The following is a 13,184-nucleotide window of genomic DNA, read 5'->3' on the forward strand; positions in this document are numbered from 1 at the left end:
GTCACCCCGAAGGCCGTCGGCCACCTCTTGTGACGCGCGTAGAGTCGCTCTGCGCAAGGAATGATTGAATGGCTGCCCGGCAGAACTGCCGGACGCCGAACCCATGGGGAGCACATGCGCATCCGGCTGCTCGGGCCGACCGAGCTCAGGGCCGCCGACGACCGGACCATCCCGGTCCAGGGGGCCAAGCGCCGAGGCGTACTGGCCCTGCTGGCCCTGGAGTTCGGCCGGTGCGTGCGGATCGAGCGGTTCTACGACCTGCTGTGGGACGAAACGCCCCCGGCGCAGGCGAAGGCCGTACTGCAAGGCCACGTCGCCGCACTGCGCAAGCACCTGAACGGCACCTCCCTCACCCTGGAGACCCAGTCGCCGGGCTACCTCCTCGACGGTGACGCGGCGTCGGTCGACGTCCACCGCTTCCGCGCGCTCGCCGCCCGCGCCGGCGAGGAGCCGGACGACGCGACGGCGGCCGACCTCTTCGGCGAAGCCCTCCGGCTCTGGGAGGGCGACGCGCTCGCCGATCTGCCCGACACCGAACGGCGGCACGAGCTGGCGGGCCGACTGGAGCGCGCCCACGAACAGGCCGTGCACGACTGGGCCGAACGGCTGCTGCGCACCGGCCGGGGCAGCACGGCCCTCCCCGTCCTCGAACGACTCCTGCACACCGAATGGCTCCAGGAGCCGACCGCCGCCCTGCTGGTGCGCTGCCTGCACCAGGCCGGGCGCCCGGCCGAGGCGCTGCAGCTCTACCACCGCGCACGCACCGGCCTCGCCACCCAGCTCGGCCTGCGCCCCGGCGCGGCACTGCAGGCCGCCCTGACGGCCGTCCTCGCCGACGAGCGTTCCCCGGCGGATCCGGGCGGCACCCCGGACCGAGCGGAGCCCGCCGCCGTACCGGACCGGCCCTCACCCCTCCCCCGGCAGGCCGCCGGCGCAGCCGCCCGGCCCGCGACGGGCTCGCTGCCCCGCCGCACGCCCGGCTTCGTCGGCCGGTCCGCGGAACTGGACTGGCTCGACCAGGCCTGCGGCGCCGACCGCCCCGACCACGCGCTGGCCGTGGTGGTGGGCGCGGCCGGCGCCGGGAAGACCGCCACCGTGGTGTGCTGGGCCCACGCCGCCGCCGACGGGTTCCGCGACGGGCACCTGCACCACGACCTGCGGGGCTTCGACCCGGCCTGCCCCAGCGACCCCGGCGAGGTGCTGGGCCGGTTCCTGCGGGCGCTCGGGCTCGCCGAGGCCGAGATCCCCGAGGACCGCGCCCGGCGGGGGGATCTCTACCGGACACTCACCGCCGACCGCGAACTGCTGGTCCTGCTCGACAACGTGCGCAGCGCCGCCGACGTCACCGAGCTGCTTCCGGCCGGCCCGCGCAGCGCGACGGTCGTGACCAGTCGCAACACCCTGGAGGACCTGGTCGTCTCCGAGGGGGCCGCACTGCTGCGACTGGAGGCGCTGCCCGAGGCCGACGCGCTCGGTCTGCTCGCCCAGGTCCTCGGTGCGGAGCGGCTCGCCGCCGAGCCGGCGGCCGCCCGACGGCTGGCCGAGCTGTGCGACCGCCTCCCGCTCGCGCTGCGGATCGCCGCGGCCCGGCTCGCCGCCCAGCCGGCCTGGACGGTCGGCGCCCTCGTCGCCGAGGTCGAGGACGAGCGCACCCGGCTGCCCGCGCTGGATGCCCACGGCGGCGTGAGCGTGCGCTCGGCGCTCAACCTGACGCTGCGTCGGCTGCCGCCGGCCGCCGGCCGGCTGGTCGCCCTGCTGGCGGTGACCCCCGCACCGGAGGTGGACGTACCGGCCGCCGCCGCGCTGCTGGCGGTCCCGGCCGGAGAGGCCCGGCGGGCACTCGGCGCCCTGACCGCCCACCACCTGCTCTGCGAGACCACCCCGGGCCGGTACGGGCGTCACGACCTGATCCGGCTGTACGGCCGGGAGCTGCTGGACGCCGGGCCGCCTGCGGGTCGGCACACGGCCCTGGTCCGGCTGCTCGACTACTACCTCGCCACCGCCACCGCGGGCGCCTGCCTGCTCCAGCCGCACCTGACGGAGTTCGAGCGGCCGGTCGAGTTCCCCCCGCCCGCGCTGCCCGACCTGCCGGACGTGCGTTCCGCGCTGGACTGGTTCCGCGCCGAGGAGCCCGCCGTACGGGCCCTGGTCGCCGCCGGGACGGAGGCGGGCGAGGACGACCGCGCCTGGCAACTGGCGTTCCTCGCCAACTGCCTCTACTTCGGGGCCGGTCGGCTCACCGACCGGCTGGACTGCCTCAGGCACGGGCTCGCCGCGGCCACCCGGACCGGGGATCCGATGGCGACGGCCCTGATGGAGGCCGCCACCGCGCGGGCGCTCAGCGGCAAGCGGCGTCCCACGGAGGCGCTGGCCATCGCCCGCCGGGCCGACGAACGCACCCGCGACCACGACGGCCCCGCACAGATCTACTCCATGGGCGTGCTGGCGGTGGCGCTCGCCGACCACGGCGATCTCGCCGAGGCCCGACGGCTCTCCGACACGACCGTGCGCCGGCTGGACGAACTCGGCCTGCACCAGGCCGGCGCGGCGGTCATGAGCACCGCAGCGACCCTGGCGAACCTGAGCGGCGACGGGCTGACGGCGCTGCGCCACGCCCGCGAGGCCCGGCGGCTGCTGGCCCCGCACCCGCACGCCACCTTCCACCTGCTCGCCCTCGCCGAGGAGGCCCAGGCACTGCGGCTGCTCGGCCTGGTGGAGGAGTCGGAGCTGGCCTGGGAGGAGGCGGCGGCCCGTTGCCGGGCCAGCGCGGCGCGCCACCTGGAGGCCACGGTCGAGCAGCGCTACGCCGACTTCCTGCTGTCCACCGGGCGTGCGGGCCCGGCGGTGGCGCGGCTGCGCACCGCGCTGCGGCTGCACGGGGAGCTCGGCGACACGGGCGGCGTCGCCGAGCTCGGGGCGCGGATCGCCGTGATCGACGGCGAACTCGCGGGTGAACTCGCCTCTCAGACCACGGCGACGGGGATCCCCCGGGCCGCCAGGATCGGCCGCAACGCCCGCACCGCGTAGAAGTTGCGGGACTTCACCGTCCCGACCGGGACGCCGAGCGACGACGCGACCTCGGCCGTCGAACGGCCCTTGAGGTGCAGCTCGACCAGCACGTCGCGGTGGTGCGGCTGGAGCTCCGCCAACGCCCCCGCCACGTCGCGGGCGGTGAGCACCTCGTCGTACGGGTCCTTGGTGGCGGCGTACTCGTCGGGCGACACGTCGCCGACCTCCCGGGCCCGCGCACTGGCGGTCCGGAAGTGGTCGATCGCGATCCGGCGGGCCACCGTGAACAGCCACGGACGGCTCTCCTCGATGCCGCGGTCGTGGGCGGCCGGGTTCTGCCAGGCCCGCAGGAAGGTCTCCTGCAGGATGTCCTCCGCCTTGCCCCGGTCACCGCTGGTGACCCGGAGCATGGCGCGCAGCAGGCCCGGGCCGTGCACCCGGTACAGCTCGGCGAGGGTGTCCTGGTCCAGGGTCGTGCGGCCCCCGGAGGGGTGTTCGGCGCGCTGCTCGGCGCCCGCTGGTGAGTCGACGGCTTCCTCGGCCACGGCTCTGTCCTTCGCTCCGGTACAACGGAATCGGCGGGCAGCCGCTGGGACGGTGTGTGATGAGCCCCGGTGCCTCGCCCTGACGGGAAAACCGTCCCAGCCGCCGCCAACGTCCGCCCAACGGCCCCGTCGGCCCCCGCGTTGGCGGACGTTGGATTCCGTCGGACTCCGTCGGACCCCTGCCGCGCCGCCGCGGGCCCGCCCACTCCCGAGGGGCCCTCAGCGGCCGACCGTGAGCGCGGCGGTGAGCTGCTGGACGCCGTCCTCCCCGAAGCGCCGCACCAGGACGGCGACCCAGCCGGTCAGTTCGACGCGTTCCTCCTCGGTCCAGGCCGCGGCCGAGGGGTGCTCGTCGACCATGAGGACGCGGGCCAGCAGCAGGTCGTCGGCACCGGGGGCGGGGCAGGCGCGTCCGGCCAGGCCGTCCAGGGCCAGTCGCCGGGCCGTGCCGACGACGTCCCGGGCGGGGGCCGGGGGTACGGTCCAGCCCGGCGGGAGCGTCCCGGCCGACCGGGCCGGGCCGGCCGGCGGTTCGGCCTCGCCCGCCAGCCAGGCGGCGATCAGCCGGCGCGCCGTCGCCTCGTCGTCCTGTCCGTTCCCGTCCCGACCGTCCGTCATGACCGTCAGTCTCCCACCGTCGGGGACCACCGCCGTGGTCGCCATCGGAGCCCACCTCACCCGTCTGCCGACCCATGGACGCGGGGCCGCTCGCCTGCCGTGTCTCGGCACCGTCGTGTGGTTGAACGTAAAACGGGCCCGGGTGTGTTCAATCCTGCCCGGCCTCGTTCCCCGGTGGCACCGGGCCGTGCCCGCACCCGCGCGCCGCGTCGGCCGTCAGCCCGCGGCGCGTTCCGTCCGTCGGCGGCCGACCCGTGCGGTCAGGGCGCCGAAACCCACCAGCAGGACCACGCCGGTGCTGGTGCCCGCCACCGCGAGGGCCCGCCAGGCCTCGGAACGGTCCGGCCCGGGACCGACCAGGACCGGGTCTCCCGACACGTCGGAGCGGGCCGCCTCAGGCCAGGAGCCGGTGACGGCGGCGACCGGATCGACCACCCCGAACCCCACCGCGGCGTCCGGCAGCCGGGTGCCCGGGTGGTAGGCGGTCGCCTCCAGCCGCCGGGTCAGCTGCTCCGCGGTCAGCTCGGGCCGCAGCGCGAGCACCAGGGCCGCCGTGCCGGCCGCGTAGGCGGTCGCGCAGCCCGGCCCCGAAGCGGTGAACAGGCCCCCACCGGGGCCGGTGCCCGTCACGAGCTCGCCGGGGGCGGCCAGGTCGACCCGCCCGCCCGGGCCGCCGCCGGAGGGACCGTTCGGCCCGGTGGAGGCCACCGCCAGCACGCCCGGGTAGGAGGCGGGGAACACCGGCGCGCTGCTGCTGCGACCGTCCGGGGCCGCCGGGGCGAGGATCAGCGCGCCGTGGGCCGCCGCGTACGCCACCGCGTCGCCGAGCGCGTCGCTCGGCCCGGGGACGGGCACCTCGACCGCGATCACCCGGGCACCCCCGTCGACGGCGGCGCGGATACCGCCGCCCAGCAGGTCCGGGGTGGTGGCCCCGGCATCGTCGGTGACCGCGACCGCCAGGACCCGTGCCTCGGGGGCGAGCCCGGCCGGGCCGGCGTCGCCGGTGCGTCGGCCGGCCACCAGGGCGGCCGCGAAGGTGCCGTACCCGACGCAGTCGCGGCCCGCATCGCCCGCGCCGACGAGCCGGGGCCCGAGCCGCAGCCGCCCGGACAGGGACGGCTGCGCGGCGTCCACCCCGGAGCCGACCACCGCGACCGTGACGCCGGCGCCCCGGCTCAGCGACCAGGCCTCCTCGGGGCGCAGCGCGGCCTGCGCCCAGCCCGCCGTGTCGGCCGGGCGCTCGGACGGTTTCACGCAGCCGTTCCTCTGCACGTCCGGACGGGTCTGGGCGATCAGCGGCGGTGGCACCGCGGTGGCCGGGGCGGTGGGTGCCGGTGCCGCCGCGGCCGGCGGGGCGGCAGCGGCCAGCAGGGCCCCGGCGACCGCGAGTCCCGCCGCGGCCCGTGCCCGACGCCCGGTCATACCGCGCTGCCCGACCGCGCCGGGGCGAGGTCCTGCGGCAGCAGCAGGCTGAGCTCGGCCAGGTCGGCGACGTCGAGCCGGCTCAGCCGCCCGGCCTGGCGGGTGATCATGCCCTCCAGGGTCTGCCGGGCGGTGCGGCCGTTGCCGAAGGTGCGGTCGCGGGGCATCGCGGCGAAGGCGCGGGTGAGCGCGTCCACGGTCTCCGGGGCCAGGACGTACCCTGCCTTCTCCGTGTGCATCCCGACGATGGTGACCAGTTCCTCGTCCGTGTAGTGCCCGAACTCGACCTGCCGGGAGAAGCGCGAGGCCAGTCCGGGATTGGAGGCGAGGAAGCCGCGCATCTCCTCCTCGTAGCCGGCCACGATCACCACCACCTCGTCGCGGTGGTCCTCCATCAGCTTCATCAGGGTGTCGACGGCCTCCTGCCCGAAGTCGTTGCCGGCCCCGCCGCGAGGGGTGAGGGTGTAGGCCTCGTCGACGAAGAGCACGCCGCCCCGGGCCCGGTCGAAGGCCTCCTTGGTGAGCTGCGCGGTGTGGCCGACGTACCGGCCGACCAGGTCGGCGCGGGCGGTCTCGACCAGCTGGCCCGAGGGCAGTACGCCCAGCTCGGCCAGCAGCCGCCCGTACAGCCGGGCGACGGTCGTCTTGCCGGTGCCGGGAGGGCCGGCGAAGACCAGGTGGTGGCTGATCGCGGCGGTCGGCAGCCCGGCCTCCTCCCGGCGGCGCACCTGGGTGATCAGGTTCACCAGGTCCTCGACCTGCTCCTTGGCCTCGGGCAGGCCGACCATGGCGCGCAGCTCGGCCAGGACGGCGGCGCTGTCCGCACCCCGCTGCGGCCCGGCGGCCTCCTGCCCGGTGTCCTCGGCCACCAGCACCGCCAGGTCCGCGTCGGTGATCTCGGGCAGCTGGGCGAGCCTGGTGGCCTGCCGGTCGACCATCTCCTCGAAGACCTTGCGGGCGGCCCGGCCGTTGCCGAAGTCCGCGCCCTTGGGCATCCGGTCGAACAGCGCGGTCAGCGCCTCCCGGGTGCCGTCGGCGAGTTCGTAGCCGTGTCCGCCGGCCGCCCGCTCGACGATGGTGACCAGCTCGTCCACCTCGTAGTTGGCGAACTCCACGGTCCGGCTGAACCGCGAGGCCAGTCCCGGGTTGCTGGCCAGGAAGTCGGTCATCTCGGCGGAGTAGCCGGCCACGATCACCACGATGTCGTCGCGGTGGTCCTCCATCAGCTTGACCAGGGTGTCGATCGCCTCGCGGCCGAAGTCCGGGCCGCTGCCGCCGGATCCGGCGGACAGCGCGTACGCCTCGTCGACGAACAGCACCCCGCCGAGCGCCTCGGTGAACACCTCGGTGGTCTTGATCGCGGTGCCGCCGATGATCGAGGCGACCAGGTCGGCGCGGGCGACCTCGGTCAGGTGGCCGCTGCGCAGCACCCCGAGGTCCGCCAGGATGCTGCCGTAGAGCCGGGCGACGGTCGTCTTGCCGGTGCCGGGCGGCCCGGCGAAGACCAGGTGCCGGCTCATCGGCAGGGCGGGCATGCCCGCGAGTTCGCGGCGCCGGGCCAGCTTGTTGAGGTTGACCAGGGTGGCGACCTGCTCCTTGACAGCGGTGAGGCCGACCAGGGAGGCCAGCACCTCCAGCGGCCCCTGCAGTCCGGGCTCCGGCGGCGCTGCGGGCTCGGCCGGCTCGCCCGGCCGGCCGGGGTCGACGGCGGTGGCCGCCGCGCCCGGGGCCCCGGGTGCGGCGCTCGCCGAGCCGTGCGCATCGGGGGTGCCGTTCTCCCGGCTGTGCAGGTTCTCCACCGAGAGCCGGGTACTGGGGACGGTCTGGCGCAGCCCGGAGCCCCGGTTGCCGGTGACCGTACAGCCGGTGACCCGGACCGCCTCGGCCGAGTCGACGCGGATCCCGTCCCCGGTGTTGTCCGATGCCTCGACCTGGGTCAGGACGACGCGGGCGCCGGCGCCGAGCCGGGCCCCGTGCCGTCGGTTTCCGCGCGCCCGCACCCGGGTGCAGGTGAGTTCGCCGTGGTCGACGGCCACGCCGTCCGAGGCCGAGTCGACGACCTCGCAGTCCCGCAGCACGGCCACCCCGGCCTCGCCGACGTGGACGCCCGCGCCCCGGGCCCCGCGGACCGTGGTGGCGCCGACGAAGGTGTTGGCGCCGTCCGCGATGAGCACGCCGGCCCCGCCCGCGGCCAGGACCTCGGAGTTCTCCAGCCTTCCGCGGCCGTCCCGGACCGCCTCCACCCCGTTGCCCCCGGCGTCGGTGACGGTGGCGCGGCGGATCAGCGGGTTGGCCCCCGCGCTGATCCGGACCCCGGCGCCGCGTACGTCGCGGACCTCCAGCCGGTCGAGCTCGGGGGCGCTGTCCCCGGTGAGGTCGACCCCGGTGTCGCCGCAGTCGCGCACGGCCAGCCTGGTCATGACCGGGCCGGCCGAGCCGTCGACGTGCACGCCGACCGTCTCGGCGCCGCCGACCTCGCAGTCCTCGAAGGTTCCGCGCGAGCGCGCGGTGACGTGGATGCCGTGGCCGCGGGTGCGGACGGTGCGGCAGCGGCGCAGCAGCGGGTCGGTGCCGCCGCCCAGCATGATGCCGTGGCCGGTGGTGGCGGTGAAACTGCAGTCCTCCAGCTGCACCCGGGAAGCGGAGCTGATGTAGACGCCGACGGGCGCGTCGCGGACGGCGGTGCGCAGCACCCGGGTGGTGCTGCGCTCCTCCAAGGCGATCGCGGGCTTGTCGGTGGTGGAGATCTCGCAGCCCTCGATGGTGCCCCGGGCCTCGCCGTTGGCGCACACGCCGTTGCCCCGGGCGTCGCGCATGACGCAGTTGCGGACGACGGGGTCGGCGTTCTCACCGATCACCAGCGCGGAGGTGCCGAGGTGCTCGATGACGCAGTCCTCGATGACGCTGGCCCCGGTGGAGGTCTCCACGATGCCCGCGCCCGCCGAGTTGACGACGCGGCAGCCGCGCATCGCCAGCGCGCCCTGCTGCCGGGTCAGCACCGCCGTCCAGGAGTTGCCGACCACCTCGCAGTCCTGGAGGGCGGCCTGGCCGCGGGGGACGTCCACGGCGGGCAGTTCCTCGTCCTGACCGTGCAGGACCAGGCCGGTGAGCTGCACGGCCTCGGCGACGACCTGGACCACGCAGCCGCGCCGCGGGGTGATCTGCACGGTGCCGCGGACGTCCTCGGCGGCGATGGTGACCATCTTGGTGATCACCAGGTTCTCCTCGTACCGCCCGGGGCGCACGGAGATCACCGCCCCGCTGCGGGCCGCTTCCAGGGCCTCGCCGATGGTGCGGTAGGCGCCGCCCGCCCTCTGTTCCTGGCACACCGTCAAGACGTGGCGCGACATGGCTCGGGTTGTTCCCTTCGTTCTGCTTGTGTGTCAGTCGCCCCGGTCCGCCGCGGGGCGGGTCATCCGGTGCAGTCGGCCTTCACGGTCGAGGCGGCCAGGTGGGCTCCGGCAGTGCTGCCCCAGTCGATGCCGCGGGTGTGGAGCACGACCGCGATCCGGTTGCCGCTCACCGGGTAGGTGCCGACGTTCACCCACCGCCCGAGGTTCTGCGGCTGGTTGATCGAGAACGAGCCGCTGGTGCTGCCGCCGTCCTGCACCGTGTAGTACGCGGGGGCGCCGCCGACCGCCTTGAGGTCGCCGCCGTTCGGGATGTAGACGGACAGTCGGCAGGTGCCCGTGGAGACCCGGCCGGTGGTGAAGGTCCACACCACCGAGTTCTCGTCGTCCTTGTTCCGGTCCCCGGACATCGGCACCGAGGTGAACTGGCCGCTGCAGCCCCCGCCGCCGTCGGAGCGGGTGACCCAGTCCTTGGAGCCGGAGGACCGGCCCTTCTCGGAGTAACCCGTGCCGTCGGAGGAGCAGCCGGGTCCGGCGTACGCGGCGTAGGACGGCGGTGCCGGCGGGGCCGGCGGGGCCGGCGGGGCCGGCGGCGTGACCGCCGTGGGCGGCTTCGGCGGCTGGGGCTGGGGCTGGGGGGCCGGCGGCTGGACCGGGCCGGGGGCGGGCGGGGGGACCGGGTTCTGCGGCGCGCCGCCGGTGGTCGGGCCGGCGCCCGTCCCGGCGCCGGTCCGCACCAGGGGCGGCGAGCCGACGGGCTGCTGGGCGACGGGCGCCCCGCCCGCCGGGACGGGGGCGGCGAGCGGCTGCTCGGGCATGCCGGGAACCGGCGTGCCGGGGGCCGGGGCCCCGGTGGCGGCCGGGTCGACCGGCGTCCCGGTGGGAGCCGCGGTCGGCGCGGCCTCGGCCGACGGCGTCCCGGTGGGGTCGCCGGCCGGGGTCCCGGACGCCTCCGGCTCCGGCACCGGCGCGTCGGGGCGGCTCGTCCCGGCGCCACCGAGCGCCTGGACCGGGTCCGCCCCGCCCTCTCCCCGGCCCATGACCAGCGGAAGGCCCATCAGCACCACTCCCACGGCGGCGGCCGCGACCGCCGGGCGGGGCAGCCCGCGCAGCCGGCCGCCCCGCTCGTCGGCGGCCGGCGCGAGGGCATCGGTGCCGGGAGCGAGCGGGGCGGCGGCCTCGGGACCGCAGGAGGCGGCGGCACCGAACGGGGCGACCGAGGCGAGAGTCCGCGCCGCGCGGGCCGGAGCCTGCACGAAGGCCCGTCGCAGCGCGTTCCGCCGGGCGGCACCGAAGGCGGTGGCCCGGACGGCCTCGGAGGCGGTCTCGGGCACGGGGGCGGGCAGCGCCACCGGGGTGCCGGGCCCGGACGCCGGCCCGGCAGCGGGCTGGGCGGCAGCGGGCCGTACGGTGCTCGGCTGCGCGGTGGCAGCAGCCTCCCTGCTGCGCCCGGTGGCGGGCGCCGGACCGAACCCGGTCGGACCGAACCCGGCCGTCCCACCGGCCGTGGCGGACCGGGAAGCAGCGGGCGCGGACGCGACCGGCCCCGGAACGACCGGCCCGGGAACCACAGGCCCGGGAACCACAGGTCCTGGAACGACGGGCCCGGGAACGGCGGGTACGGAAGCCGCCGGCCCCGCGGCAACGGGCCCCGCCACCGCGCCGACCGGAGCGGACGGGAACCGGGTACGCCGCACGGGCGCCGCCGGGCCCGGCTCGGGGTCGACCGCGGGCTCCGCCGGGCCGACCACGTCGCCGTCCTCCATCATCCAGGCGACCGCCGGCAGCTGGTACCCGGTCGATTCGCCGCCGCTCACGTTCTGGCCCGTGCCCACCACAGCTCCCTGGGTCCGATTGAGGTTTCCGCTTCCACGGGGCGCTCGACGACCTGCCGCCGAATCCACCCGCACACAGCACGGACGGACAGGGGGCAGGGTTCACCGCCGGAGCCGAATCCTCCGGCGGCGGACACCGCTCGCCACGTCCCGCTCCACCGTCGACGGTGAACCGCCGGACCGGAAGGGCGCGTTCACGCTGTCGAGCTTTTTCAGGTCTCGACCGAGGAGGGTCCATGTCCCATCACCGCGCCGGTCGGCGCACCACCCTGCGAGCCGCCGTCGCCGTGTCCGCGCTGGCCGGACTCGGCGCCGCCTGGGCGGCTCCGGCTGCCCTCGCGGCCGGCCCGCAGCCGAACCCGGGCAACGCCGCACCCGACTCGACGGACTGGCTGAAGTTCGCCAACGGACGGCTGGTGTACGGAAAGGACGGGCAGGGCAACCGGATCCCCGACTTCAGCTACGCCGGCTACCGCAACGGCAGCCGACCGCTGCCGACCGCCAAGGTCGCCGTCGCCTTGGAGCCGGCCGCGAACGGCGACGACAGCGACCGCATCCAGCAGGCCCTGGACAAGGTGGCCGCCCTGCCGCAGGGGTCGGACGGGCTGCGCGGGGCCGTCCTGCTGAACGCCGGCACGTACCGGGTGGGCAAGCCGCTGCGGATCAAGGCCTCCGGGGTGGTGCTGCGCGGTGCGGGCAGCGGCGCGAACGGCACCAAGCTGGTGGCTTCGGGCGAGCCGCGCCCGCTGGTGGAACTGTCCGGCGAGGGCACGCCGCAGAAGAGCGGCGCCGAGCACGCCGTCACCGACGCGTACGTCCCGGTGGGGGCGACCACGCTGACCCTGGACTCGGCCGCCGGGCTCAAGGTCGGTCAGAACATCGTCGTCCAGCGGCCCCAGGAGGACGCCTGGATCAAGGCCGTCGGCATGGACCACATCCCGCCCCGTCCTGACGGCACCCCGTCGAAGCCGTGGACCGCCAACGACGGCCTCCAGTTCCAGCGCACCGTCACCGCGATCGACGGCAACAGGATCACTCTGGACATCCCGCTGACCAACGCCCTGGAGAAGGAGTACACCCACGCCAAGGTGTGGGCGTACGACTACCCCGGCCGGATCAGCGAGGTCGGCGTGGAGGGCTTCAGCGCCGACGGCTCCGCCTTCGTCGGCGCCCCGGGGTACGACGAGCACGGGTACTTCGCCAGCCGTTTCGCGCACTTCGCCGCCGTCCAGGACGCCTGGGCGCGCGACATCGCCGCGGACCGCTTCGGCGCCGGCGTCGGCTCGATCGGCAGCACCGCCTCCCGGGTCACCGTCGCCGACACCTCGGCGACCGGCATGGAGAAGGCCATCCCGCAGCGCGCCCCGTTCGCCCAGCCCGGCGCCTACAGCATCGACGGCCAGCAGAGCCTGGTGATCGACTGCAAGGTGTCCGGCAGCAACCTGCACGCCTGGCTGACCGGGGCCCGGGTGGCCGGGCCGAACGTGTTCTCGCACTGCACCTCGGACAACGTCGGTGGCTTCCGCCTGGACGCCGGCCCGCACCAGCGCTGGGCGACCGGCACGCTGTACGACGACATCACGATGCTGCACTCCCGCGGCCCCAACGACGACCTCGCGCTGACCAACCGCGCGAACGCGGGCTCCGGCCAGGGCTGGGCCGGGGCGAACCAGGTGATGTGGAACGCCAACGTCGGCTACTACGGCGTGGAGAACCCGCCCACCGCGCACAACTGGGCCTTCGGCACCCGCGGCACCCCGGTGGAGGGCAAGCAGACCGGCGTCCAGGTCTCCACCGGCACCCCGGTGCAGCCCGAGAGCCTGTACGCCCAGCAGCTCGCCGAGCGCGGCGGCGCCGCACCCAAGCCGGCCCCGTCGACGGCTCCGGCCACCACCCCGGCGGCGAGCCCGACCGGCAGCCCGACCGCCAAGGCGACCGGCAGCCCGACCGCCAAGCCGACCGCCGCACCGACGACCACCGCGGCGGGCACCGGCACGCCCTCCGCCACCCGCAGCACCGCCGCGGCGGCCGCCACCGCCACCTCCGCCGAGCCGCCCGGCAGCAGCCTGGCCGCCACCGGCTCCGGCGACCTGTCCACCGCGCTGACCATCGCCGGCGGCACGCTGATCGCGGGCGGTCTCGCGGTCGGCCTGGCCCGCGAGCGCCGCCGCGGCCGGCACACCGGCTGACCGGGGCCCCTTCCGCCAGGGGCCCGGCGCAGCGGACGGCCCCCGGCCGGTGGGATCCCACCGGCCCCCGCCCCCGCGGCGCCGCGGGGCGGGCGCCGCCCCCCCCGCGCGGCGCCGCCCCGGGGCGGGGGGCCGTCCGGCGTCGCGGCCTCAAGCTTCGCGACTCAAGCTTCGCAACTCGGGCTTCGCGACTCGGGCTTCGCGACTCGGGCTTCG

The 13,184-nt window shown here is 76.4% G+C and carries 7 protein-coding genes; 2 read left to right on the top strand and 5 right to left on the bottom strand.

The annotated features are described in order from the left end of the window. The first annotated feature begins 114 nt into the window (after positions 1 to 114). Positions 115 to 3,027, top strand: coding sequence for a BTAD domain-containing putative transcriptional regulator (locus tag ACFV0O_RS03890; RefSeq protein ID WP_380335937.1), 2,913 nt, complete (start codon positions 115 to 117; stop codon positions 3,025 to 3,027). On the opposite strand, the gene ACFV0O_RS03895 is transcribed toward ACFV0O_RS03890, so the two are convergent. The 5 genes from ACFV0O_RS03895 to ACFV0O_RS03915 all read right to left on the bottom strand — a co-directional run bounded on the left by ACFV0O_RS03895 (position 2,964) and on the right by ACFV0O_RS03915 (position 10,278). Then, on the bottom strand, positions 2,964 to 3,554 hold the full coding sequence (locus ACFV0O_RS03895) for a sigma-70 family RNA polymerase sigma factor (protein WP_380335940.1): 591 nt from the start codon (positions 3,552 to 3,554) through the stop codon (positions 2,964 to 2,966). The genes ACFV0O_RS03890 and ACFV0O_RS03895 overlap by 64 nt on opposite strands. A 219-nt stretch (positions 3,555 to 3,773) precedes the next feature. Then, positions 3,774 to 4,172 (bottom strand): hypothetical protein, encoded by a 399-nt coding sequence (locus ACFV0O_RS03900; RefSeq protein WP_380335943.1) that lies wholly within the window; start codon positions 4,170 to 4,172, stop codon positions 3,774 to 3,776. A gap of 216 nt (positions 4,173 to 4,388) precedes the next feature. Beyond that, entirely contained in the window at positions 4,389 to 5,594 is a 1,206-nt protein-coding gene (locus ACFV0O_RS03905) for a S8 family serine peptidase (RefSeq protein ID WP_380335946.1), read from the bottom strand. Next, positions 5,591 to 8,944: a right-handed parallel beta-helix repeat-containing protein gene (locus ACFV0O_RS03910; protein ID WP_380335949.1), complete on the bottom strand. Its 3,354-nt coding sequence runs from the start codon at positions 8,942 to 8,944 to the stop codon at positions 5,591 to 5,593. Before ACFV0O_RS03910 ends, ACFV0O_RS03905 begins: the two co-directional genes overlap by 4 nt. 62 nt (positions 8,945 to 9,006) lie before the next feature. Then, positions 9,007 to 10,278, bottom strand: a complete 1,272-nt coding sequence (locus tag ACFV0O_RS03915) for a hypothetical protein (protein WP_380335951.1) — start codon at positions 10,276 to 10,278, stop codon at positions 9,007 to 9,009. Between the two features lie 737 nt (positions 10,279 to 11,015). Between ACFV0O_RS03915 and ACFV0O_RS03920 the strand changes: the two genes are divergently transcribed. Next, complete coding sequence (locus ACFV0O_RS03920) at positions 11,016 to 12,968, top strand: hypothetical protein (protein ID WP_380335954.1); 1,953 nt, start codon at positions 11,016 to 11,018, stop codon at positions 12,966 to 12,968. Positions 12,969 to 13,184 lie beyond the last annotated feature (216 nt).

Origin of the sequence: Kitasatospora sp. NPDC059577, assembly GCF_042735475.1 — a bacterium.
GTDB lineage: Bacteria > Actinomycetota > Actinomycetes > Streptomycetales > Streptomycetaceae > Kitasatospora.